The 23,380-nt window shown below is 68.8% G+C and carries 22 protein-coding genes, 1 tRNA gene and 1 pseudogene; 7 read left to right on the top strand and 17 right to left on the bottom strand.

The features are described 5' to 3' along the window. Positions 1–177: 177 nt before the first annotated feature. Positions 178–1,062 carry a LysR family transcriptional regulator gene (locus AB0C73_RS25750; RefSeq protein ID WP_362534421.1) on the bottom strand — a complete coding sequence of 295 codons (885 nt, stop codon included), beginning with the start codon at positions 1,060–1,062 and terminating at the stop codon, positions 178–180. A gap of 394 nt (positions 1,063–1,456) precedes the next feature. On the opposite strand from AB0C73_RS25750, the gene AB0C73_RS25755 reads away from it, so the two are divergent. The 5 genes from AB0C73_RS25755 (at position 1,457) to AB0C73_RS25775 (ending at position 5,041) form a co-directional block, all read left to right on the top strand. Beyond that, on the top strand, positions 1,457–2,077 hold the full coding sequence (locus tag AB0C73_RS25755) for a disulfide bond formation protein DsbA (protein WP_362534424.1): 621 nt from the start codon (positions 1,457–1,459) through the stop codon (positions 2,075–2,077). 124 nt (positions 2,078–2,201) lie between these two features. Then, the gene (locus tag AB0C73_RS25760; RefSeq protein ID WP_362534426.1) at positions 2,202–3,188 is read left to right on the top strand and encodes a DMT family transporter; all 987 of its coding nucleotides are present in this window, start codon (positions 2,202–2,204) and stop codon (positions 3,186–3,188) included. 1 nt (position 3,189) lies between these two features. Next, the gene (locus AB0C73_RS25765) at positions 3,190–4,407 is read left to right on the top strand and encodes an MFS transporter (RefSeq protein ID WP_362534428.1); all 1,218 of its coding nucleotides are present in this window, start codon (positions 3,190–3,192) and stop codon (positions 4,405–4,407) included. A 178-nt stretch (positions 4,408–4,585) separates the two neighbouring features. Further along, positions 4,586–4,978 (top strand): hypothetical protein, encoded by a 393-nt coding sequence (locus AB0C73_RS25770; protein WP_362534431.1) that lies wholly within the window; start codon positions 4,586–4,588, stop codon positions 4,976–4,978. Then, positions 4,969–5,041 (top strand) — tRNA-Arg (locus tag AB0C73_RS25775). The genes AB0C73_RS25770 and AB0C73_RS25775 overlap by 10 nt, the downstream gene beginning before the upstream one ends. 314 nt (positions 5,042–5,355) lie before the next feature. Here AB0C73_RS25775 and AB0C73_RS25780 read toward each other — a convergent pair. The 7 genes and pseudogenes from AB0C73_RS25780 to AB0C73_RS25810 form a co-directional block, all read right to left on the bottom strand. Further along, positions 5,356–5,490, bottom strand: a pseudogene (locus AB0C73_RS25780) (serine hydrolase); the annotation flags it as partial. A 97-nt stretch (positions 5,491–5,587) separates the two neighbouring features. Next, on the bottom strand, positions 5,588–6,892 hold the full coding sequence (locus tag AB0C73_RS25785; RefSeq protein ID WP_362534434.1) for a hypothetical protein: 1,305 nt from the start codon (positions 6,890–6,892) through the stop codon (positions 5,588–5,590). Further along, complete coding sequence (locus AB0C73_RS25790; protein ID WP_362534437.1) at positions 6,889–7,953, bottom strand: S66 peptidase family protein; 1,065 nt, start codon at positions 7,951–7,953, stop codon at positions 6,889–6,891. Before AB0C73_RS25790 ends, AB0C73_RS25785 begins: the two co-directional genes overlap by 4 nt. Beyond that, the gene (locus AB0C73_RS25795; RefSeq protein ID WP_362534440.1) at positions 7,950–8,600 is read right to left on the bottom strand and encodes an HAD-IA family hydrolase; all 651 of its coding nucleotides are present in this window, start codon (positions 8,598–8,600) and stop codon (positions 7,950–7,952) included. The genes AB0C73_RS25790 and AB0C73_RS25795 overlap by 4 nt, the downstream gene beginning before the upstream one ends. Before the next feature lie 29 nt (positions 8,601–8,629). After that, positions 8,630–9,373, bottom strand: a complete 744-nt coding sequence (locus tag AB0C73_RS25800) for an Mrp/NBP35 family ATP-binding protein (RefSeq protein WP_362534441.1) — start codon at positions 9,371–9,373, stop codon at positions 8,630–8,632. 13 nt (positions 9,374–9,386) lie between these two features. Next, a complete protein-coding gene (locus tag AB0C73_RS25805; RefSeq protein ID WP_362534444.1) occupies positions 9,387–10,637 on the bottom strand; it encodes an MFS transporter in 1,251 nt (416 codons plus the stop codon). Then, the gene (locus AB0C73_RS25810) at positions 10,634–11,692 is read right to left on the bottom strand and encodes a phosphotransferase (protein ID WP_362534447.1); all 1,059 of its coding nucleotides are present in this window, start codon (positions 11,690–11,692) and stop codon (positions 10,634–10,636) included. Before AB0C73_RS25810 ends, AB0C73_RS25805 begins: the two co-directional genes overlap by 4 nt. Before the next feature lie 48 nt (positions 11,693–11,740). Between AB0C73_RS25810 and AB0C73_RS25815 the strand changes: the two genes are divergently transcribed. Continuing rightward, entirely contained in the window at positions 11,741–12,178 is a 438-nt protein-coding gene (locus AB0C73_RS25815) for an NUDIX domain-containing protein (protein ID WP_362534449.1), read from the top strand. Between the two features lie 58 nt (positions 12,179–12,236). Here the strand turns inward: AB0C73_RS25815 and AB0C73_RS25820 are convergent, their stop codons facing one another. The 6 genes from AB0C73_RS25820 to AB0C73_RS25845 all read right to left on the bottom strand — a co-directional run bounded on the left by AB0C73_RS25820 (position 12,237) and on the right by AB0C73_RS25845 (position 18,149). Continuing rightward, positions 12,237–13,556 (bottom strand): hypothetical protein, encoded by a 1,320-nt coding sequence (locus AB0C73_RS25820; protein ID WP_362534450.1) that lies wholly within the window; start codon positions 13,554–13,556, stop codon positions 12,237–12,239. A 5-nt stretch (positions 13,557–13,561) separates the two neighbouring features. After that, on the bottom strand, positions 13,562–14,869 hold the full coding sequence (locus tag AB0C73_RS25825; protein WP_362534453.1) for a hypothetical protein: 1,308 nt from the start codon (positions 14,867–14,869) through the stop codon (positions 13,562–13,564). Beyond that, a complete protein-coding gene (locus AB0C73_RS25830; RefSeq protein ID WP_362534455.1) occupies positions 14,866–15,915 on the bottom strand; it encodes an amino acid--tRNA ligase-related protein in 1,050 nt (349 codons plus the stop codon). Before AB0C73_RS25830 ends, AB0C73_RS25825 begins: the two co-directional genes overlap by 4 nt. 100 nt (positions 15,916–16,015) lie before the next feature. Then, complete coding sequence (locus AB0C73_RS25835) at positions 16,016–16,921, bottom strand: class I SAM-dependent methyltransferase (RefSeq protein WP_362534458.1); 906 nt, start codon at positions 16,919–16,921, stop codon at positions 16,016–16,018. 47 nt (positions 16,922–16,968) lie between these two features. After that, positions 16,969–17,763 (bottom strand): cupin domain-containing protein, encoded by a 795-nt coding sequence (locus AB0C73_RS25840; protein WP_362534461.1) that lies wholly within the window; start codon positions 17,761–17,763, stop codon positions 16,969–16,971. A 221-nt stretch (positions 17,764–17,984) separates the two neighbouring features. Beyond that, the gene (locus tag AB0C73_RS25845; RefSeq protein ID WP_362534464.1) at positions 17,985–18,149 is read right to left on the bottom strand and encodes a hypothetical protein; all 165 of its coding nucleotides are present in this window, start codon (positions 18,147–18,149) and stop codon (positions 17,985–17,987) included. Positions 18,150–18,346: 197 nt separating this feature from the next. On the opposite strand from AB0C73_RS25845, the gene AB0C73_RS25850 reads away from it, so the two are divergent. Continuing rightward, a complete protein-coding gene (locus AB0C73_RS25850; protein ID WP_362534466.1) occupies positions 18,347–19,384 on the top strand; it encodes a LuxR C-terminal-related transcriptional regulator in 1,038 nt (345 codons plus the stop codon). A gap of 202 nt (positions 19,385–19,586) precedes the next feature. Here the strand turns inward: AB0C73_RS25850 and lepB are convergent, their stop codons facing one another. From lepB to AB0C73_RS25865, 3 genes are read right to left on the bottom strand one after another with little or no spacing between them, the layout of a single operon-like run. Beyond that, a complete protein-coding gene (gene lepB, locus AB0C73_RS25855; RefSeq protein ID WP_362534468.1) occupies positions 19,587–20,354 on the bottom strand; it encodes a signal peptidase I in 768 nt (255 codons plus the stop codon). Beyond that, the gene (locus AB0C73_RS25860; RefSeq protein ID WP_362534470.1) at positions 20,347–22,626 is read right to left on the bottom strand and encodes an FtsX-like permease family protein; all 2,280 of its coding nucleotides are present in this window, start codon (positions 22,624–22,626) and stop codon (positions 20,347–20,349) included. The genes lepB and AB0C73_RS25860 overlap by 8 nt, the downstream gene beginning before the upstream one ends. Then, positions 22,623–23,297: an ABC transporter ATP-binding protein gene (locus AB0C73_RS25865; protein WP_362534473.1), complete on the bottom strand. Its 675-nt coding sequence runs from the start codon at positions 23,295–23,297 to the stop codon at positions 22,623–22,625. The genes AB0C73_RS25860 and AB0C73_RS25865 overlap by 4 nt, the downstream gene beginning before the upstream one ends. Positions 23,298–23,380 lie beyond the last annotated feature (83 nt).

Below are 23,380 nucleotides of genomic sequence, written 5' to 3' on the forward strand. Positions count from 1 at the left end.
CCGCGGCCCCGGGCGCACCCCCGCCGGGGGCCCCCGGCCCCCCGGCCCCCCTTACCCCGCCGGCCCGCCCCGCCCCCCCGGCGCGGGCCCCCGTCCCCGTACCGTACGGAAACGGGCTTTCTGCGTACCCCACGGCCGCGGGTACGCCTCCGCGCTGCGGCAGCCGCTCCTCCGCAGTCAGTCCCCGATGCCGAGGAGCTCAAGGAACGCGGCGGCGGCCGGAGTGCGGCCCTCCCGGCCCCAGATGACGTACTCGGCGCGCGACGGCGCGTCCGTGACCTCGATCGTGGCCAGGCCGGTGGCCAGACCGGCGAGGCCCGCGACGTACGCCGGCGGGAGCAGGGCCACGCCCAGGCCCGCGCCGATCAGACGGGCCAGATAGTCCGCGTTGGTCACCTCGAAGGCGACCTCGCGGGTGAGTCCGGCGGCGGCGAAGGCCAGGTCGGACTGGGCCCGGCCGGCCGTCTTCGCCGGAAGGTCCACGAACACCTCCGAGGACAGCCGGCGGAGGTCGACCGAGGCCTCGCCGGCGAGCGGGTGGTCCGGGGCGACCACGGCGACAAGGCGTTCACGGGCCAGTTCCCGGGCCATCACGCCCTGAGGGCGGGCCGAGACCGGGATGCCGAGGAAGGCCACCTCGATCTCACCCAGCCTGACCCGCTCGACCAGCTCGTCGCTCGCGCCCACGCTGAGGCTGATCCGGGCCTTCGGATGCCGCTGGTGGAACTCCCTGAGGACGGTGGGGACGTCCACGGCGCCCACGCTGGGGATCAGCCCCACCGCCAGGCGTCCGCGCACCTCCCCCACCGCCGCCGCGACCTCGGCGGCGGCCCGTTCCGCCGCGTCCAGGCACTGCCGGGCCGCGGGCAGGAAGGCCGCGCCGGCCGCGGTCAGCCGGACCCGGCGGCTGGTGCGTTCGAAGAGCCGCGCACCCAACTCCTTCTCCAGGCGCGCGATCTGATGGCTGAGCGCGGACTGCACCACCAGGCAGCGCTGGGCGGCGCGCGTGAAGCTGTTCGTCTCGGCGACGGCGATCACGTACCGCATCTGCTGAAGCTCCATGGACCCATGGTGGTCCATGGAGCCAGGGCCCCACGGCCGCTCGATCCCTCGCGAATCCATCGTGATTCGAGATGCATCACGTGACAAGCATGTGTTGGACTCATCGATGCCCTCGGCCCGACACTGGTGGCGACCGCACACGGCAGGCGCGCCCTCGGGCCGGCTCCGCCGGGCGGGCCCGTGATCGGGGCCCTTCCGGCGTGCCCGGACGCCGCGCCGCCGCCGCTCCTCCCGTACGTCCCTGTACGTCCCCGCACGCCCCTGTACGTCCCCGTACGCCTCCCCTCCCTCTCCTCCCTATCCCGCACCTGGGCGCACCGGCCGCGGCATGCCCGCGCGCGCACGGCACCGACTCGGAAGACCTGCCCGAACACCGAAAGGACGAGCAACCGCCATGAGCACCACGATCGCCGACATGTGGGTGGACCCCCGCTGCCCCTGGGCCTGGATCACCTCCCGCTGGATGGCGGAGGTCGAGCAGGTCCGGTCCGTGGAGATGCGTTTCCACATCATGAGCCTGTCGGTCCTCAACGAGGGCCGCGAGGTCCCGGAGAAGTACCGCCAGGGCATGATCGACGGCTGGGCCTGCGTACGCGTGTGCATCGCGGCCCAGCACGAGCACGGCAACGAGGTGCTGCGCCCCCTCTACGAGGCCATGGGCCGGCTGATCCACATCGAGAAGGCCGGGCTCGGCCACGACATGATCAGCGCCGCCCTGGCGGAGGCGGGTCTGCCCGCCGGTCTCATCGAGGCCGCGGAGGACACCGGCTGGGACGAGAAGCTGCGGGCCGAGCACCACGAGGGGATGGACCCGGTCGGCTCCGAGGTCGGCACCCCCGTCATCCACGTACCCGGCCCGGACGGGACGCCGCTGGCGTTCTTCGGCCCCGTGCTCACCCCCGCGCCGCGGGGCGAGGCGGCCGGAAAGCTCTGGGACGCCGTGCTCGCGGTCGCGAGCACCGACGGCTTCTTCGAGCTGAAGCGCGGCCGCGACCGCGACCCGATCTTCGACTGAGCCCGTCGGCCGGATGCCGGAAGCGACCCACGGTGATTCCCGCGGAACGCCGGACGCGAGACGCAGGACGCGAGACGCGAGACGCGAGACGCGAGACGAGATGGCGAGATGAAGAGATGACGAGATGAAGAGCCGACAGAACGTACTCACGGCGGCCCTGACCGGCCTCGCGCCGGCGGTCTGGGGCAGCACCTACCTCGTGACCACCGAACTGCTGCCGCCGGACCGGCCGCTCCTCGCGACCACCATGCGGGCCCTGCCCGGCGGCCTGTTCCTGCTCGCCCTCGGGCGACGGCTGCCCGCCGGCATCTGGTGGTGGCGCGCGCTGGTGCTCGGTGTGCTGAACATCGGCGCCTTCAACTTCCTGCTCTTCGTCGCCGCCTACCGGCTGCCCGGCGGCATCGCCGCGGTGATCATGTCGGCCCAGCCCATGTTCGTCGTGATCCTCGCCGCACTCTTCCTCGGCGAGCGGATCAGAGCCGTACACGCCCTGGCCTGCGTGATGGGCGCCGGAGGTGTGGCGCTCCTGGTCTTCAAGGGCGCGGTGTCCCTCGACACGGTGGGTGTCCTCGCGGCCGTCGGCGGGGCGCTGTGCATGGCGTCCGGCATCACGCTGACCAAGCGGTGGGGCCGGCCCGAGGGGGTCGGCCTGCTCACCTTCACCGGGTGGCAGCTCACCGCGGGCGGCCTGGTCCTGCTGCCGTTCTGGCTGTCGCTCGAAGACCTCCCCGACGGACTCACCGGCTCCAACGTCTTCGGCTTCGCCTACCTCATCACCCTGGGCGCGGTCCTCAGCTACATCGTCTGGTTCCGGGGCATCGAGCGCCTGCCGGCCGTGGCGGTCTCCTTCCTGGCGCTCGGCAGCCCGGTCGTGGCGGCGCTCCTCGGCTACCTCTTCAAGGACCAGACGCTGTCGGTGCTCCAGCTCGTGGGCATCGGCGTGATCTTCCTGGCGGTGCTGCTGGGCCAGCCGCGCCCGCCGAAGAAGCAGCCGGATCCGGAGCCCGGGCCGGAGACCGCCGGCGCCGGAGAGATCCCCTCGGCCGCACCCGACTCCGGTGCCGGTACGACCACCCCGCACCACCTCCCCGACCATCCCGCTCGGAGATGACATGAGCATCCAAGAAGAGACCACCACCCAAGCCCCCGTCACGCCACAGCAGCAGATCTCCCCGGCCCGGGGATGGCTGGGCGTGGCCGCGATCACCGCCAGCCTGTTCGTCTTCCTCACCACCGAGCTGATGCCGATCGGCCTGCTCACCCCGCTCAGCGACAGCCTCAAGGTCTCCGTGGGCGTGGCCGGCCTCATGGTCACGGCGCAGGGCGTCGCGGCCGGCCTGGGTGTGCCGTTCATCGTGGCGTGGACCCGCCGCGTGAACCGGCGCAAGCTGCTGAGCACGCTGCTCGCCGTCCTGGCGGTCGGCAACCTGATCACCTCGATCGCCCCGAACTACCCGCTGATCCTGGGCACTCGTCTGATCATGGGCTTCGCCAGCGGCGTGTTCTGGGCCATCGGCGTCAGCATGGCCATGCGCATCGTCCCGGAGAAGCACGCCAACCGGGCCGCCGCCGTGGTGATGTCCGGCATCTCGATCGCCACCGTCGTCGGCATCCCGCTCGGCACCCTGCTCGAGAGCGCCAGCGACTGGCGTACGACCTTCCTGATCTGGTCCGGCCTCAGCGCCCTGGTGTTCCTCGCCGTCGCCGTCGCCATCCCGTCGCTGCCGTCGGCGAACGCGGTCTCCGTGCGCGAGGTCTTCGGACTGCCCGTCAGGAACGTGCAGCTGCGCGTGGTCCTGGTCATGGTCGTGTTCTTCGTCCTCGGCCACTTCGGCGCGTACACCTTCGTGCGCCCGTACCTGGAGGACAGCACGTCGGCCTCGGTCGGCTTCATCACCGTCGTCCTCATCGTGTACGGAATCGGCGGCGCGATCGGCAACTTCATCGGCGGTCAGACCGTCAACAAGAGCCTGCGCGGCAGCTTCGTCGTGGGCGGCCTGCTGCTGATCGCCTCGCTCGTCATGCTGCTGACCATCGGCACCGGCAAGGTCGGCGTGATCGTCGCGATGGTCCTGTGGGGCATCGCCTTCGGTGTCGTCCAGCTCAGCCAGATCAACATGACGCTCGCGGCCGCGCCCGAGACCTTCGAGGCCGCGATGTCGCTGAACACCATGGCGTACAACACCTGCATCGCCCTGGGCGCCCTCATCGGCGGCCTGTTCGCCGACCACGCGGGCGTCTCCAGCCCGGTCTGGCTCGGCATCGTCCTGGTCGCCCTCGCCGTGCTCCTCCGCGCCGTCACCGGCCGCCGGACCACCCCGGCGAGCTGACCCGGCCCCTCCTACCACCGGAGCGCACGGACCTCACGAGTTTCCCCCGCCGTGACGGTCCACCCGCCTCCGGTGCCGTGGGCGCGTACTCCGTCGTCGCCGACCGGAGCACGCGCCCACACCCCTTTTCCCGCATCCGTTCCTCCCGGAAAGCCACGGCTCCGCCGATATGACGCCCATGACGCCCACGACGCCCGACCTGGCCCGCGACCTGACGGACGACCTCACCGCCGGCCACTGGACCCCGACCGCCCTGGACCGCCGCGTCGCCGAGCTCCTGGCCACCGCCTCGGCCGGCGACGGCCACCTCACCCCGGAACGCCTCCGCAGTGCCCTGTGGGAGGGCGCCGAACCCTTCCTCCGCCAGCCGGACAACCGCTTCGCGACCCTGCTCGCCCAGCTGACCACCACCCCGCCCGCCCCGCACGACCCGACCCTCCACACCCTCCTCCACCACCTGACCCCCCACCCGTGCCCCGCCGGTCCTCCGTACGCCGCCCCCACCACCCGCTACACTGACGGCGGCGAGCCGACCGTCCCGACGGCCGACTCCCCGCCTTCGCCTTCGTAGCTCAGGGGATAGAGCACCGCTCTCCTAAAGCGGGTGTCGCAGGTTCGAATCCTGCCGGGGGCACAAGGGAAAAGGGCACCTACCAATTTTGGTAGGTGCCCTTTGACATCCACAGCTGACATCAACGGCGGCGATCACTCACGGCCGGGCCGCCTCCTGAGCAGCCGGTCCATGTGGCTGATCGCCTCGCTCTGCGGGTCCTGGACGACATGCGCGCACACGCTCTCGGCCTGCGCTATCCAGGCCGGATCCGATCCCAATACGCATGGCGCTTGACCGAAAAGGGAAAGAGTATGCGCGGGAGCCCTCGAGTAGATCTACTTTTGACACCTTCCGCCGCTCATTAGAGGAATGAGATCAAAGGAAGCCCCGGACTTGTCCGCCTCGCCGTTCGCCGCGAACCCCGGCCAGTACTTCGCCACGGTTGCGTCGAGGTCGGGCAAGCCGCGCTCTGCCAGCATGTGCGCCGCGGTCGCTGTGGCTTTGGTCGCCGAGTGGACCAGCTGCAAGGTGCCCACCATGCGATCACAGAGAACGCTCGTCCGGAGGCTCGGTCAGTACGGCGCGTATCCCTCAGGCCGGGGGAACGCTACGTTGCTGATGAAGCGGTCAGATCGCCGATGCCAGACCCTCACTCCACGAACGAAGTTCTGCGGGAGATGCGTCATGAGGAATGGCGATAATCCGCGAGAGGAACCAGTCGAGGACATACTCGATCCGCTTTTCCACGGACTCATCGGATTCCGCGTGGATCATCACTTGGCCAGCCTTGATCAGCGTGCTGCCGAGGGACTTCGACATGCGGAAACCGATGGGCAGATCGATGCGTGCGAACCGTACGTCCGGCAGATCCTGCAGCTCCTCCACGGTCGGGCAGGCGAAGAGCGTCCCCGGGACAACCGGGAGGAACACACTGCCGACCGACCCGGGGCGGACCTGCTGGCGGATGTCCGGGACTTCACCAAGCGCGGACTGCACCGCGCATGCGGCAAGGCTGACCCCAAACTTGTACGCCACCTCCTCCTGTGTGATCGCTCCGCCCCGCCGCGCCGCGCATTCTCCGAAGACGAGCCGGTCGGAATCCCGGTCGTAGAAGAGCTCCATGTGGAAGACGCCGGATTCAAGACCGAGGGCCCGCAGCGACTCCTGGACGAGGGAGGCAGACCGCTCGTACGCCCAGGAATCCACGACCGGATCGAGGACGGACACCCGCATCGGGCGGTTGCCGGTGAGCGCTGTCAGACAGGTCTCGCCGTACGTGCTCACGCTCATGAAGACCACATGACCATCGTGCACCACACCGTTGATCTGCCACTCCTGGCCCGGCATGAACTCCTCCAGGACGAAGCTGCGCTCAGGGCTCCCTCCCGGGCGGAACTTCTCGGCGAACCGTAGGAGTTCACTCGTCGAGCACACCTTCGCCGTGGCGCTGGCGCCCGCGCCGGCAACCGGCTTGATCACCGCTTCGGAGAACGGGAGGTCGAAATCCTCGCGCAGCTCGCTGATGTCGTCGACGACGCGATAGTCCGCCACCGGAATTCCCGCCGCCCGAAGAATCGACTTCTGGACCGCCTTGTCACGGAAATTGATCGCGGTATCCATGGCCATGGACCGTATGCCGAAGTGAAGCGCCAGCGCGGAGGCCGTGACAATCGCCCCTTCGTCACTGGTGTACACACTGTCGAAGGCGCGTCCGTCGATTCCCGCCCGCACCAGGGCCGACAGGATCGCCTCGACGCTGTGCTGGTCCTCGACGAAGAGCTGCGTGACCTCCGGGGCGATGGGGTGCAGCCCGAATTCCTTCGCCGAGCGCCCGTAGACGACCGTCACGTCGACGGAGAGTTCCCCACAGGCGCGCAGGACGTGCTTGTCCGCGCCGATGAGGAGGATGGACTTCTTCGCTGTGCGGTTCACGAGTGGCTCCGGTGATGAGGGATCACTGCTGGTTCTTCGAAGGAGAGAAGCGCGTGGGGGGAGTCCGGGGAATCGGCGGAGCCCTCAGAGGCTTCGAGACTGACGGCGATGCCGTTGGGGACGCAGATCATGGGATCGGTGTGACCGATGTCCAGGTCCGCGACGACCGGTCCCGGAAAATCCCGGAAGGCGTCGCGGAGCGTGTCTGCGAGAAGGGCGGAGGACTCCCCCGCTGCCGGGAACCGCCCCAACCCGAGGCCGACGGCCCCCGCCAGTACGCCGGCATGCCGCAGTTGGGTGAGCTGGGCGGCGAGCCGGGAGGGCGACGAATCTCCGGATTCCAGCAGGACGACGTGTCCTTTCAGGTCCGGCCAGTAGCGGGTGCCGGCGAGCCGCAACAGGGTGTCCAGGTTCGCCGCGAATACCGGCCCCGTGGCCGCGCCCGGCTTCACCACCCGAGGGCCGCTCGTCGCAACGAGGCCGCGCGGTTCGTCGTCGGGGCCTGACCAGTCACCGCGTACGTCGGTCCACTGAGTGGACGGGGCGATCGGGCCGGCGGGCCGTGCCTCGCCCAGGACCTTCCGGAAGGAAGCCAGTGTGTACGGGAGGCACCCGCCCACCTCGCCGAACTGGGGCATGAGCTGCGGTCCCATGAAGGTGGTGAGGCCCGTGCGTGACCAGACCGCGGTGAGCAGTGCCGTCGTGTCGCTGTACCCAACAAGGATCTTGGGGCACGACGCGATGAAGTCGTAGTCGACGAGGTCCAGCAACTCGTTCGTGTTGTTGCCGCCGACCGTCGCCAGAACGACATCCACCTCGGGGTCCGCCCAGAGGCTGTGCAGGTCCTCGACGCGTTGCCGCGCGGGGCCTGCCGTAAAGAGGCCCGTGGCGAAGGCGTTGGGCGCTGCTTTGACTCGGAATCCCTCTGCTCGGAGGAACCGCGCCGCGCGATCTGCGCGCGACGGGAAACGTCCCGCTTCGTCGGACGAGGGGGCGAAGATCCCGATCGTGCCGCCGGGGCGAAGCGCCGGGGGCGAAATGCGCGCGTGGGCTCGCGTCACGGTGCCACCTTCTGATGACCAGCCGATGACGGGATCGCGGCCAGCGCCCTGCGGAGGGACTCGTGCCCGTGGTACAGGACCGCGGGCATGCCGAGACGGCGTGCCCCGTCGACGTAGTCCTGGGTATCGTCGATGAGCAGGCACCGCTCGAAACTCACCCCGGCCCGTTCGGCCGCCGCCCTGTAGATCTCGGCGGAAGGTTTGGCGTAGCCGATCCTGGCCGAGTTGACCAGCAGGGGCAGGCGCTCGGTGACACCGAGGAGGCTCAGGTCACGCTCCAGCCGGTCGGTGCCGTTGCTGACCAGCACCACCGGAACGGACTCGGCGGCGGCCGCGAGCAGCTGGACGACGGTCTCGTCCACCGTTCCCAGGGGATCCATCCAGGCACACATGACCTGCTCGGCCGGGCCGGGCACGCCGAGGTCGGCGGCCAGCCGGCCGGCGGCCTCTACGCACCATCCCTCGGCGGTGATCTCACCAGTCACCACCCGGTGCAACAGCTCGGGATCGAGAGCCGCCGCGGCAATACGGCCTTTCGGGATGCCGTGTTCCTCTTCGAGCCGGGCCGCGTGCCCGGTGTCGCGCAGCCTGACGACTCCGTCGACATCGCAGAGAAGCGCCGCAGGGCGGGCGGACAGGATGTCCATGCACATGTTCCTTTGCTCGGGACAGGAGGTCAGCAGGGGGACAGGGGGCGGAGCCGAAGGCTGTCGGCGATCTTCTCGACCAGCGGTCGCAACGCCTGGGCCAGGGGATCCGTGTGGCCGGAGGGCCGACTCATGGGCAGGCGGACGAATTCCGCCTCGGGGAAGATCGCATGCACGTGCTGTCCCGCGTCGCCGGGCAGTGGTGGGAAGGAGCAGGCGCATGAGGGACAGGCGACTGACGCCATGTTCTCCACTACCGCGGTGACCGGAACGTCCGCGTCGAGCAGCATCCGGGCCGACCGGCGTACGTCGGCGAGGGAAAGGTCCTGTGGCGTCGTCACTACGACGGCGCCCAGACACGTGAGGTCGGAGAGCACCTGCATCTGGATCTCACCGGTGCCCGGAGGCATGTCAACCACGAGTACGTCCACGCAGGTCCAGTCGGTGTCGTGGAAGAGCTGCGAGAGCACTCCGCGCATGAGCGGTCCACGCCATACATAGGCGTGGTCGGGATCCGCGATCATGCTCGTCGATGCGATCGCGACTCCGTCCCGGACTGTCGGAACGATGCGGCGTCCGCGGACGGCGAGGCGCTCCTCGACACCGAAGAGAGTCGCCGCACTGGGACCGTGCAGATCTGCGTCGAGATAGCCGGTGCGGACGCCGAGGGCGGCCAGTCCGCGGGCGGTCTGCGCGGCGACGGTCGACTTGCCGACGCCTCCCTTGCCGCTCCACACGATCACCGCGGGGGGAAGGGGAGTCACATCCTTCATGTCCGGGCTCCTTTCAGGGGGCCGGTGAGCCGATCTGGGGGTCGGTGAGCCGTTCTCGGTACATGGTTCGCAGCACGACCGGAACCGCCGCGCCGGACAGAGTGGTGATCGCGGCGAGCAGGAACCAGCCAGGTACTCCCCAGCGCATCGCGCACAGCAGGACGAGTGGTGGGGCGAGGATCTGGGCCAGGCTGGTGCCGATGCCGAAGATCCCCTGGTACTCGCCTTGATCGCTGTCGGGAGCCAGGCCGAAGGCGAGCCCGGAGGCGCCGGCGGAGTGCCACAGTTCGCCGACGGTGTACACCACGAGGGCGAGCAGGAGGACCAGTGCTCCCGGGAGAAGCGGGACACTGGCCGTGGCGGCGAAGAGCAGACATCCGGCGCCCACGGCGAACCCGGCATGGCGCATGCGCCTCGCGGCCACGGTCACGTCCTCGGTCCCCTTCGCGGCCCGCAGCTGAAGCGCTGCGACCAGCACGGTGTTGAGAGCGAAGGCCGCTCCGCTGGCCCACCTGGGCAGCCCGGTCTGCTGGGTCAGCCACAGCGGAAGCGCCAAGGTGAGGACGGGATAGTGCAGCGTCACCAGGCCGTTGAGTACGGTCATGGCCCAGAACGGGCGATCACGCAGCGCCTTCATCTTCGTCCGCTCACGGCTCGCGGAGGCGGTCTTGACCGCCGGCATCAGCAGATTGAGGACGGCGGCCACCACGTACGTGGCCGCGTTCAGGAGGATGCACACGGCATAGGTACGCGGGGTGGCTTCGTTCAGAGCCAGGGCGCCGAGACCTGCACCAGCCGCCGCGCCCAGGTTGAACGCCCGCCGTACAGCCGCACGGGCGCGGACCCGCTCGGCGCCCTGGAACAGTCCCGCCAGCATGGCGCCTCTGACCGCGCTGCCGCCGCGCTCCAGGACCATGACGGCCGAGGTGATGCCGAGGAAGAGCCAGAAGTTGTGCGCGAACAGGAACAGGGCCGTCGCGAGCGCTTCCAGGCACAGGACCCAGATCGTCACCCGTCGGGCGTTGTGCCGGTCGGCCAGACGCCCCACGGGAGCCGCGGCCACCATCCCGACGAGCCCCGACAGGGCGAGCCCGAGACCCACCTGGTCCGGGGAGAGACCGGCGCTGCGGACCAGATAGACCGCCTGCACCGTGAGCCAGGCCCCGGTGCCGACGGAGTTGAGGAGCGTGGCAGCCGAGAGCAGCGTCAGCGGACGGCGCCACGGCGCCACGGTCGAGGGCACGAGGTCGGTGCCGGCGCTCATCGAGTGCCTCCTGCGGTGCGGGAGAGCAGGTGCTGTACGTCCTCCTGGACGCCCTTCGCCCAGGCGAGCAGCCGCCCGGCCGAACCGGGCTCGTAGTCGCCCCGGATCAGACCGAGACACACGATTTCCAAGGCCACCGCGCCGGCCGCGAATGCGGCGCACTCCCTTTCTCGGGCGCTCAGGGAACGGACGGATTCGTAGGAGGCCAGCATCTCTTGCGCGCGAGCCTGCGGAAGCGGGTCGGGAATGTCGGCGGAGAAGGTGGTGGAGTCACTGGCGTAGCGCACACAGCAGAAAGTGAGGACGGCCTCCATGACGTCCCTGATCACGGGCCCCATATGGGCATTGTCGAAGTCCAGGACAGCCATGACTTCGCCCGTTTCACTGAACACGAGGTTCCAGGGGCTGTAATCACCGTGAACGGCGCGACGCGGCAGCTCTTCCCACCCCAGACGTGCCGCCTGCATTTCCCAGGACCTCAGAACTGCCTCGGCCTCGTCCATTGCTTCCGAGAGGGCGGGGGCGCCCGGGAGGGATTCACACGCCAACCGAGCGTGTTCGACGGCATCCTGAAAGGCGTCGGAGCGTGGGCCCTCATCGGGTCCCGGCAGGGAGTGCAGGGTCGCGAGCGTAGCCGCCGCCGCCCGGTACTCCTCTGGTCGTGCCTGGTAACGGGCGCCCCGCACGTACTCGAAGAGCATGAGCCGGGCGCCTCCCGACCGCAGGATCTGGCGGCCCTCTGCGGTACGCAGTATGCCGGGCACGCTGAAGGATGCCGCCGACAGCGCGTTCTGCCAGTCGACGGCGAACTCGACGGTCGCGTCGTCGCAGTACCACGGCATCTGCTTGAGGAAGAGCCATCTCCCGTCGGCTTCGAGAATCATCTTCTTACTCGTGGCGGAGCGAACGTCCACGAGTGTGCAGTAATCGCCGTCCAGCAGGATGGGGCAGAGTCGAAGGCTGCGCGAGACGCCGTACTCGTGAGCTAGTTGAGCCAGCAGCGATTCGTCGAAATTGAAGTACTCCGGCTGATAGGGCTTCTTGAGAATTCCCACTGAATGCACCTCTTGCTAAGGCTTCTTGGATCGATCTAGGATGCGCCCATGGAAACGTTCATCAATGTAGATGTCGCCCTCCACGATGGCGACGACTGGATCCTTATCGTCCGGAGTGAAAAGGAAGAGCACGCTGCAGGCATGCTGTCGCTGGTCGGTGGGACCTTCGACGAGACGAACCCGGTCTCCGAAGCGCTTGAGGCGACCGCACGCCGCGAGGTGGCCGAGGAAATCGGTGTCGAGCTGACCGGCCCTCTGCAGTACGTGGAGTCCACGTTCTTCGTCAGCGACTCGGGCGATCGGGTTCTCAACGTCGTCTTCATGTCTCCCCTTGGCGATCAGAAGCCGGTGGTGAAGGCCCCGGACGAGGTGGCAGCCGTGGTGACGCGCACCCTGGCCGAGCTGGAAGCCGATGCAGCCTGCCCGGCGTGGACGAAGCAGAGCATCCGTGCCGCGCAGGCACTGCGTGCCGAGTCCCGCGGCTGATCGGCCACCCGGAACTCCGCCGCTGTTCGGTCGGGCCGGGTGCCCGGCCGAACAGCGCTCAGGCGTCCGGGGTCAAGCTGAGCTCGTAGCCGTACACGGCCTTTGCCGCGGCACCGAACTCCTCGGGACCCGTCACGAGTTCGGGCATCCGGCTCGCTTTCAGGGCCATGACCGTCGGCGGCCTGGGTCCCCACACATGGGCAAACACGGTCGTGTACGCCCCACAGTGCAGGAGAGCCAGCGGTGTGCCCGGCTCGGTCGCGGGAAGCGCAACATCACCGCACATGACCGAGGGAGCGCATGTTCCGTCACCGATCCGGGAGAGCTGCCGGCGCTCGCCGTCACGCACCGGGACGGGCAGATACTCCGCACCCGGCACAGGGATCAACGTGTTGGTCGCCAAGTCCACCACCTGCCAGGTGACCTGCCCCCGCTGCCTTCGCGCGCGCACTCGCGACAGGCCGACAGCGGCATCGGCTGACACGTAGCGGCCCGGTTCGACAACCAGCCGGAAGGGATACGGCACCACCGCCAACTCCCGCGCGGCGACCTCGGCGAACGTCGACAGCGGAAGGCCACGCGCCTCCAGCACCGACCGGGTGTCGAAGCCTCCGCCGATGTCCAGGATCTCGAACCGGATGTTCCGCTGTTCGTACGCCTCCTGAACCACCGCGGCGAGACCGGCGACGAACAGGCCGTAGTCCGCCGGCGAGGCCGCTCGGGTGAACTGGTGCCCGTGCAGCCCGCGAAGGTTCATCCAGGGGTGCTCGGACACCGCGTCGCACAATCGCCAGAACTCGCCGTCGTCGACGTGGTTGCCGAGCTTGGAGTCCAGCGGCATCGCGTTGTCCAGCCCGTGTGGCATGCAGGGCACGACCCGGACGGCGACATCCACCTGTCGGCGCTGACGCGCTGCCTCGGCGGCGAGGGCCTCGAAGTCGTCCCAGAAGTCCAGGACGTGCAGTGCTCCCGATGCTGATACCCCCCGGCGCAGATAGTTCCGGTCTCTTCCGAGCCCGTTGACCACCAAGAGGTGGTCAGGGAAGCCGGCCTGCTCCGCGATCTGCATCTCCGCGTCGCTCATCACTTCCACGCCCGCGCCCGCTTCGAGTGCCGCACAGGCGATGGGGGCGTAGTAGCAGGACTTGAGGGCGTAGTGCACGGACACGTCCGGGAAGAACGCGCCGAAGGCCGCGCGGACGCTGCGCACGTTGTCCGCAGCGCGCTCGGGCAGAAGCAGCAGCAACGGCGAGCCGTGATCGGCCAGCAACTTCTCCGCGTCGTGCCCGAGAATGCCGAGCACGCCCTCCGCGTCGCGCGAGAGGTAGGGCAGCATCCGCTCATTGCTCGCCGGGAAGAGGGGATCACGCCAGTCCACCGGACTCATGAGACCTCGCCCTCGGCCGCGCGCAGGAACCGCGGAGGCAGGGCGGACGGCGCCTGGTCGCTGGTCACCACTCGCTCGGCGAACCACGTCAGAATTCGGGTCTGCTCAACCCGCAGCTCTTCCAGGGTGGGCGCGTGCTGGACAGCCAGGCCCATCCGCATGTTCACGTTCGCGGCGCTGGGGCCCATGCCGAACCCGACGGGTGTCTGGACAATGGCGTCCACCACGCCGGGCTGCCGCCGGAGCTCCTTCGTGGACGGGCAGCCGACCAGTGTTCCGCCGACCGACGGGAAGAACACACTGCCGAAGTAACCGGGCCGAGGCTCCCACTTCCGGCAGCCCACGGGCAGACCGCACCAGGCGCGGAGATGCTCCTCGGTGAGGTCCACGCCGAACTTGGCCGCAACCGTCTCCGGGATCAGCCCACCACCGGGCCGGACGGCGCACTCGCTGAAGACGAGCCGGCCCGTCTCCGGCTGGTGGAAGACCTCCAGGTGGAACACCCCGTCCTGGATGCCCAGTGCAGGCAGACAGTCGGCCAGGTAGCGCTCCATCAGGGCGTACGCCCACGCCTCGTGCTCCGGGTCGAGGACCAGGATGCGGATGGCGGTGCCCTTCTGGATGTGCCAGACCGGCTTCTCGTACGTGGCGACCGAGAAGAACTCCACGACGCCGTCGCGAACCACCCCGTCGATCTCCCACTCGTCGCCGGGGACGAACTCCTCCAGAACGAAGGTGTGACGGCCGGACCGGAGCGCGAGGTCGGTCGCGCAGTCGACGAGTTCGCCCTCGCCACGGGCCACCCGTGTGTACGAGGTGCCCACGCCGTCGATCGGCTTGAGGACGGCGGGAAAGCCCACGGCGGGGAGTCCCTCCGTACCGAAGTGGACGTCCTCCATGTCATCGATCACTCGACTGTCGGCGGTGAGATGCCCCTCGGCTCGCATGCGTTCCTTCTGCAGGAACTTGTCGCGGGCCCGGACGGCGGTGTCCAGCGGCAGCCCTGGGGCACCCAGGGCCCGCGCGATGAGGGCGCAGACCACCACGGAGCTCTCGCCGCCGGGGCAGACGCCCTGATAGGGCAGGTCACTCAGCCCCGCGCGCGCGAGGGCCGTGAGGATACTCTCCGCGTCGGAGGGACGCTCGGCGAACACCGCGCGGACGTCGGGCGCGAACTGGGGCATAGCCCAGTCCTTGTCGCCGGGGCCGTACACCACGACGGGCGACAGTCCCAGTCGGCGGGCGGCGTCGACGAGGTGATTGCGCCAACCGATGATCAGTACAGGAGCTTCCTCGGCGGTCACGGGTTGCACACCTGGCCGTTCGCGCGGTTGAGCAGCTGCATGTCCCGGATGTCCCAGTGCTGGAGCACCCACATCATGAAGCGCTCCACGCCGAGACCAAAGCCCGAGGTCAGTTTCGGGTCCTGCTCACGCATCGCCACGTACCAGGCATAGTCCTCCTCCGCGACCTGATGCAGTCGCAGGGCGCTGCGCACCTGATCCGCAGTGACGTGCCGCTCACCGGCACCGACCACCTCACCCATGCCGAACAGGAGGTCGCCGTTGCGCGCCAGCCGCTGGCCGTCCTCGAACGCCTGGTAGAAGGGGACCGCCAGGTGGTCGTAGTGGGTGACCCACACATAGCCGCCGCAGTGCTCGATCAGCCGCCGCTCTCCGGCGCGGGTCAGGGTGCGCCACTGGCGCCCGTCCTGCTTCTCCACCTGGATGTAGCGGGGATCGGTGCCCAGGAACGCGGCTGCCTCGTCGAACGTCATCCGCTCGAAGACGGCCCCCTGGCCGGCGACCTCTTCAAGGTGGGCGGTCGTGCCGGCCGCGGCGCGCACCACGTCCGGGCACAGGTCGAGGACCCCACGGCACAGGGCGCGCATGTACTCCTCGACGGTGGCGGTCACCCGGTTAAGGTCTCCGGGGATCTCCGCCTCGCTGTGGTAGAACTGGCACAAATGCGTCTCATCGGCGCTTTCGCCACGGAACGAGGGCATGAGGTAGTAACAGCCCTCGGGAGTCATCCGGGTTCCGAACTCGAGCAGGAACTGCATGGAGTCGGCGAGATAGGTCCGGGCGCCGAGCAGGTCGACCGGAACGGGCTTGGAGTCGCTGCCCAGCCCCATCGGAGACGAGACCGACCCCGTCGTGACGGGCAGATGGACGGCCCGTACGGAACGCTCGGCCCAGAACGCCGTCGAGGTGACGGTGATGGCGTTCTGCAGCTCGATCAGGGCACGCCCCCAGGGGGAGGCCATGAGCTTGAGATAGCGCTCGGGGTCGAACCACTGGGCCGGCGGTGCGGTAAGGGTCTGCGGGGTGGAGAGATTCGCGGTGATCATCCGTGCCGATTCCTTGTTTCGCGTGTCGCGTGTCGCGTGTCGAGGTGTTGCGTGGAGGGGGCCGAATACGGCGACGGGCGACGCCCGTCGCCGTATTCCTTCAGTCCCCCTGCACGAACGCCTTCTCGAAGTAGGGATCCCAGCTACCAGGCGTCAGGAAGAGCTCGGGCTGCTCCTCATCGCCCGGCATGGGCCGGCGCAGGGTCAGCTCCATGAAGCCCAGATGTGCGTGGTTGCGGTTGAAGACCGAGATGACCTCGTGCCACCGGTTCCGGACTCGAAGACGGTCGGACTCGCTCAGCTGCGGGAGTCGGTCGGACGAGCAGAGGGCGTCGGCGTATGCCTCCACGACCTGGTCGGGCCGGGCCACCAGATCGGTCGTCTCCAGGTCGTACAGCTCCCACTCCGCGGGCGCCAGAACCTTCAGCCAGTCCTGCAGACCATACGGCGGGACATCGAAGCCGAGTACGTCGTGCAGGTCCGTGAGCAGCTGCTCGCTCGGGGCCTTGCGGTAGTAGAGATTGGTGACCGAGACGAATCCGTACGGGCGCAGCACCCGGAGGTACTCACTCAGCGCGGTCGCGCGGTCCTGGACGAAGGTGTTGGCTCCGCCACAGACGATCACGTCGAATTCGGCGTCGCCGAAGGGGATGGCGCAGGCGTCGCCCACCGAGAAGGAAACCCGGTCAGCGATGCGCGGCGGCAGCTGGGACCGCTTCCGGTTCGCCTCGGCCACGGCAGCCGCGTTGACGTCGATCCCGACCGCGGTGCACCCGGTGATCTTCGCGAGTTCCATCGAGGTGAAGCCGGTGTTGGAGCCGATCTCCAGGACACGTGTGTGGGGCCCGATGCCGAGCCGTGTGGCGATGCGCCGGATGGTCCGCTTCCCTCCGGGGCAGCGGTTCGTCTCTCGTACCAGAGACAGCAGGTCAACGTAGGCGAGCTCGTCGCCGACGGTCGACAGGTGTCCGGCCTTGGAGTGCGCCGGATCCGTCACGGTGGTCATGGTTGTCCCCCTCCAGTTGTCGAACAGATTTCTCGGGCTCGCCCGGGTCAGGAGCCGTCCGTCTCACCGCGGAGGCGCGCGTCAGCGATGAGCGACTGCGCCAGCTCCATCGGGCCGCCGGTGGCGAGGTCGGCGCGCAGCGCGTCGAGAAGCCCTGCGAAAACGGCCTCGGCAGACTGCCGCTGATCAGCGTCGCCAGCCACTCCGTAGGCGTAGTCACGCCACGCAGGGTCCTTGATCAGGCGCTTCTCCAGAGCACGCGTGAGCACCTGGACCCAGTGGGGGCCCTTCATGACGATGTTGAGCTGGATGCACTCGCCGACCGCCCTCGTCTGGTGCCACTGGCCGCGCGGGATGAAGACGAGTCCCCCCGGAGTCATCTCGATCTCCGCCGCGTCCTCAGCCATGGCGCTGGGGAACGGCAACTTGTCGGCGAGTTCCAGCTGGGTGTCGTCGACCTGGTCGAGCGTGCTGGGCAGACAGATGTTCGTCTGGTTGCGGATGTGCTCGTTGGGCATGAAGCGCCAGTGCTTGGTCCCCTTGAGCAGCATGGCGAAATTGACGTCGTAGTCGCTGTGCATTCCGACGCCGCTCTCCGTGGTGGAGCAGAAGAGCTCCCCCGTGAAGGAACCCTCGGGCATGCCGAGCTCCGCGGTGACCGAGGCGACGAGCTCTGCGATCTCGGGTACGTAGCGCTCCACACGACGGAGGTAGCAGGTGTGCCCGGTGCGGTAGTGCTCGACCGCGGCGGGGCCACTGGCGGCATCCGACCAGAATCCGTCCGGCCGCATGAGCGAAACGCGGTCCGGATAGGACTGAAGAACCGTTTCCCCTGATGCCATGAGGGGAAGGTTCTTGATCTTGGCCACGCGCTCCCTACCCCCCGGCACGGTCAGCGGGCGTCGAGGCCAGTAGTCGTCCAGGAATTCCTTCTTGCTGAGAGGGGCAACCACGGACTGCAGGTTCATAGGTATCCTTCGGCTGAAAAGGTGCACGGCACAGGCGGAACGGGCCGCCACGCAGGGCAGAGGTGCCCGCCAGCGACGGAGAGTTCGACCAGGCCCTAGTCCCACCCCGTGTCCGACTGAAGGGACGTGCCGGTGCCCACCTGGATCCGGCTCACCGACGCGGCCTTCACGGCCGGTTCGTCGCGTGCGGTCTCCGCGGCCACGTCGATGGCCGAAGCGAGGGCCGCCAGAGCGAGCAGAGTAAGGGTGAGTTTGCGCATTTTGTGCCTCGTTTCTGCATGAACACGCGGGTGCCTCCCCGACGGAGTCCATGAGATATTCACGACCCGTGCACGTCCGCGCTGCATCAGCTTCACGCTCCCGGAAGCCCGGAGCCTAGATCCAGCCAGTGACAACTCCCTGCCTTCAACTGGCAGGATGTTGCAGACGTGGCCGATTTGACCTCTATGATCATGGTATGCGAGACCCGATGAACGAACAGGAGCCACCGCATGTCGACGATGCGGTGATCGCCGTGTACGTCCACGCGGTCCGCAATGGGCGCTTCCACAGGCAGGACACCCTTGGCGGTCGCTTGACCGACGTGGAGGTCGAGCGGGCAATCAAGAACCTGGTCCGCCTCCAAGCGCTGCGCCCCCTGGACACGGACGAGGACACCTACACGGCCGTGGACCCCGAAACGGCATTCCGGCAGTCGTCGGCGCCTCTTGCACGGCGCATCGAGGCGCTCTCAGACGCCAGGGAACGGCTCCAGCAGGACCTGGCCCTCCTCCAGCCCGCCTTCGAAAGCGCCAGGACGGAGCCCGATCGCAGCGACATCACCGTGGTGATGGATCCTGTGGAAGTCATGGAGCGCCTTCGACAGGAGGCAGCCAACTGTGTCACCGACGTACTGACCGTACAGCCCGGCGGAGGACGCAGCGCGGCCACACTGGACGCCGCCAAGGAGCGCGACCTGAGCATGCTGGAGCGCGGCGTCGACTTCCGCATCCTCTACCAGCACACGGCGCGCGGAAGCATTCCCACGGGCTCATACGTGCGCGCGCTCACGCAGGCCGGAGCGGAAGTCCGCACCATCGAAGAGCTTCCCGAACGGCTCTTCATCTTCGACCGTCGGCTGGCGGTCATTCCGGACCGCCGTGCGATCAGCAAGGTTCCGGGAGCCGTCTTCATCACGAACCCCCCGGTCGTCGCCTTCCTGTACTCGGTCTTCGAGAGCAACTGGTCGAAGGCCGTCCGCTGGTGGCCCACAGCCGTCGGCTACCAGGAAGCCATCGACGACGTGAAGCTGTCCGTCCTACGGCTGATGGCCATGGGCTACACGGATGACGTCGTGGCCCGCCGCCTCGGGGTTTCGGTACGCACCTGCCGCCGACACATCGCCGACCTCATGGAAGAGATGGGGGCCAACAGCCGCTTCGAAGCCGGCGTGGCCGCAGCCGAGACGTTCGGCATCAAGCGATCTCCAGATATCGAACGCATCGATGACGAATGAACCTCATGCATCATTCACCTGCTGCCCTGCGTGCGCGATGCGTGAGCAGACGGGTTAGCAGCAGGCGTCACACGCAGGTTCAGGCCCGTGCCGCGCACGGATTCGATCCCACTCCTCAAGCGGGTGTGGCAGGTTCGAATCCTGCTGGGGGCACAACGCATTACGGCTCCGGCCTGGGACTTCTCCCCAGGGAAGGGTGCGCTTACCAGGAATCCTTTGTGCCCCTGCGTGGCAGCCGCTCCCTGGCAGCGGCCGCGACCTTGCGGATCCGCGGCCAGGCGGCGACGAGCAGCAGGGCCGCACCGAGTGCGGTTGCCGCCGACACGATCACGCGCGTCGGGAAGCGGGCCTCCACACCGGGATCGTCGGCAAGATTCCACAGCGGCCATGCCGTTCCGGCGACCCGTCCCTGGATGTGGCTGACGGGCAGGGTTCCCGAGTCCGCGGCCAGGTAGGCGCGTGAATCGACCGCAATGCTGCGAGAGTCTCCGAGGAGGAAGACACGGCCCACAGGGACGGTGATGTCATACGCGCCGAAGGTGTTGTCGTCCCCGTGGGCATACGGCTCGCTGAGTGCCTCACCGTTCACCGAGACCCCGCTGCCGGGGGCGTGGCTCACCTTGTCACCCGCGAGGCCGATGACCCTGAGGGTGTAGAGGTGGTCAGCCGGGGCACCGGGCCAGCCGCCCCGGATGACGACGACGTCTCCGCGCCGGATGCCGCTCCCCCCGTCCGAGGACGCGTCGACGAGAGCCGTGTGGTCTCCGTCGAAGGAGGGAGCCATCACCTCCGTACCGACCTTGTGCTGGTCGTACCCGAGCCCGAGGAAGAGGCCGCCGGCGAGCAGGAGTACGACTCCCAGAACGCCCGTCACACCTCTGCGGCGTGATGAGCGGGGCGATTCCTCGCCGGCTTCCGTGGTCTCCGCGGACTCGCCCATCGCCATGTCCTCTCCCTTTCTACTATTCACGACGCAGATCCTCCGGCCGCGGTCGGGCTCCCACGGTGAACGCGCCCACCACCGCCGCGCATGCCAGGGCTGTGAGCACGAGGGGGCCCGCCGCATCGAACGTTCCCGCGTACCAGCCGTTCTGCTGTCCTTGGAGGAGCAGGACGGCGTTCCCCGCCAGGACTCCGGTGAGGGCGGCGAGGCCGAGGGCCAGGCAGAGCGGGGCGAGGAGTTGAAGCCACTGCACGGTCCTGAGCGTGCGGCCGGGGACACCGACCACCACGAGCGCGGTGATGTCCTTGCGGCGTTCCAGTGAGCGGCCGATGGCGCTCACCAGGAAGGCCGTGAGGCCGAGCAGGAAGGCGATGGTGATGCCCGTGTCGACGGTCCCGCGGTGCACCCGGAAGTCCTCCAGGCCGTCCAGGTCGAGGTCTCCGGCCCGCAGCAGCGCGGCCGGGGCGACCGTGGCGAGTCGGGACGCGAACTGGTCGATGACGGTGATGTCCGAGGGGAGTTGGTACCAGAGCCTCGTGTCGGCTGTGACGCCGAGGGCAGGCTGCGGAGTGGTGTCGAGCAGTGTCGGGCCGGCCGCGAAGGTGGAGGCCATGGTGAGCTTCAGCAGCGGGTCGGGTGCAATGACCCGGGTCCCCGCTCCCTTCCGATCGCGGAACTCGATCGGCATTCCCGACGGGATCGGCTGCTGTGGTCCGGCGGCGACCCGGTAGCGCGTGCCGTTTCGGCAGTCGGGCAGAGCCTCTCCTGTCAGTCGGCGCACCGTGGCACAGTCGGCTGTGATCAGCGTGGCCCCGAAGGTTCGTACCTCGTCCTCGACGGTCTTCGGGGCTGTGCTGGAGGGCTGCTCGGGGGTCACGCTCTGCTGCCATGACCAGCGGGTGGTGGCCGGGAGGGAGAGAAGCTGCTCACGCGTCGACGCGGGGACCTCACGGGCCTCGACGGCGACCGCGGTCGGTCCGGTGGCAGGGCTCGAGGTCAGTTCGACCTGGCGCAGTACCCCGGCCCCGATGCAGGCCACCAGGACCAGGAGCACCAGACCGGAGAGGTGCCAGGTGAGGCCCTGCGACTCGTACTCGACCTTGCGCGCCGCGAGTCGGCCGGCGAGCGGAATCCGGGTGCCGCCGACCCACTGGGCCAGTCCGACGAGTACGGGGCGCAGCGCGAACAGCATGCCGACCGAGGCCAGGACGACGCCGAGAATGAGCAGAATGCCTTCCACTGCCGCCGCCGCGCCGCGAGGGGCACCCGCACTCATGACGGGGTAGGCGATGAGCCCGAGCCCGAGCGCGAACGGCAGCGCGTGCCACCACCTGGGAGGCTTCTCGGCCCCCTCGAAGCGGGCCTGAAGCGGCTTCGCCAACGCCTTCGACGTGTTCTTGGAGCCGACGAATCCGGCGGCGAGCGTCACGACGACCACGGTGGCGACGGCGATGGGTGCCGACACGCGCGAGGTGTCCGCGTACCAGCTGAACCCCACCGTCCCGGACGGGCCGATGAAGCGGTTCGCGGCCGAGTAAAGGGCGAGCCCGAGCAGGGCCCCCAGGAAACCGGCGGTCGCGGACTCCAGGGCCGCGAGACGCAGCACCTGACGACGGCTCATCCCGACGAGCCGCAGAGCGGCGTAGCGGCGGGTCCGTGTCACGGCCGACAGGCGGGCGCAGACGTTGAGGTAGATGATCGCCGGCGCCGCGGTGATCAGAGCGAGCTCAAGGGGTACCTGGGAGAAGCGCTCGCGCACGTCGACATCCGCGTTCATACCGCCCCAGCCCCGGGCGGTGCGCGCTTCGGCGATCTGATCGGCCGGAACGCCGACATAGGCGTACAACTCGTCGGGACCGAGAAGGCCCGCCGGAGCGATCTCCCCTGTGGGGACTCCAGGCACGAGCTTGGCGAAGGACGTGTCGGCTTCGGCCTTGGTGTGGGCCGCGGGGGAGAGCACGACCTGCCCCGGCCGCGGCAGCGCCGACACTCCGGGCGGCAGGTTCGCCCCGTCGGTGTCGAGGGCGACCATGATCCGGGTGAACCGCTCACCACCCCACGAGCCGTGAAGGACCTGGTACGTGAACTGGGCTCCGGACGCGCCGGTCTGCGCCGTGGCCGGCAGCGGTACACGCGCGGAGCTGATCTCAGCACGCTTCCCGAGTGCTCCCGGCATGGTCGCGAGGAGTACGACGACCACCACGCCCATGGCAATACCCGCAACCATCAGTGCGAGGCGGGCCAATCCGGCGGCACCGCCGCCGCGCAGCACCCTGATCAGAAGACGCACGTCGCTCATGAGCGGCTCTCCGGCGTCTGCGGGACGATCCTGCCGTCGAGCAGTTCGACCGAGCGGTCCGCCCGGAGCGAAAGGTCCCGGTCGTGGGTGACCATCACCACCGCCGTTCCCTGTTCCTTGGCGAGCTCCCACAGCACGTCGACCACGACGGCGCCGTTCGCGCGGTCCAGGGCCCCGGTCGGCTCGTCCGCGAAGACAACGGCCGGCCGGTGCACCACAGCGCGCGCCACCGCCGCGCGCTGCGCCTGACCGCCGGACACCTTGGCAGGGCGCTTCTTCGCCTGCTCGGCCAGCCCGAGCCGCTCCAACAGCTCGTCGACTCTGCGGGTGCGCTCCCGGACCGGGACCTTCTGGAGCTCCAGCGGCAGCAGGACGTTCTCCCGCAGAGTGAGTTCGGGGACGAGCTCCGCCGACTGGAAGACGAACCCGAACGAACGCTGTCTCACCTCGGACCGCTGGGCGTCTCCGATTGCGCCGAGGTCCTTCCCCTGGAAAGAGATTCGGCCACTGGAGGGCTGGATCAGTCCCGCGAGGCAGTACAGCAGGGTGGTCTTCCCTGATCCACTCGGGCCCACGAGGGCGACCTTCTCTCCCTCCCCCACCGTCACGTCGACTTCGGACAGGACAGTGGCGGTCTGGTAGGCGTGGCTGACGTTCTCCGCGACAAGCATGCTGTTTCCGTTCGTTCCGGCTGCGCGAAAGAGAGGCAGCGGCGGACCACCGGAGTGGTCCGCCGCCCGTGGGATCAGCGAGT

The organism is Streptomyces sp. NPDC048623, assembly GCF_040650755.1.
Taxonomy (GTDB): domain Bacteria; phylum Actinomycetota; class Actinomycetes; order Streptomycetales; family Streptomycetaceae; genus Streptomyces.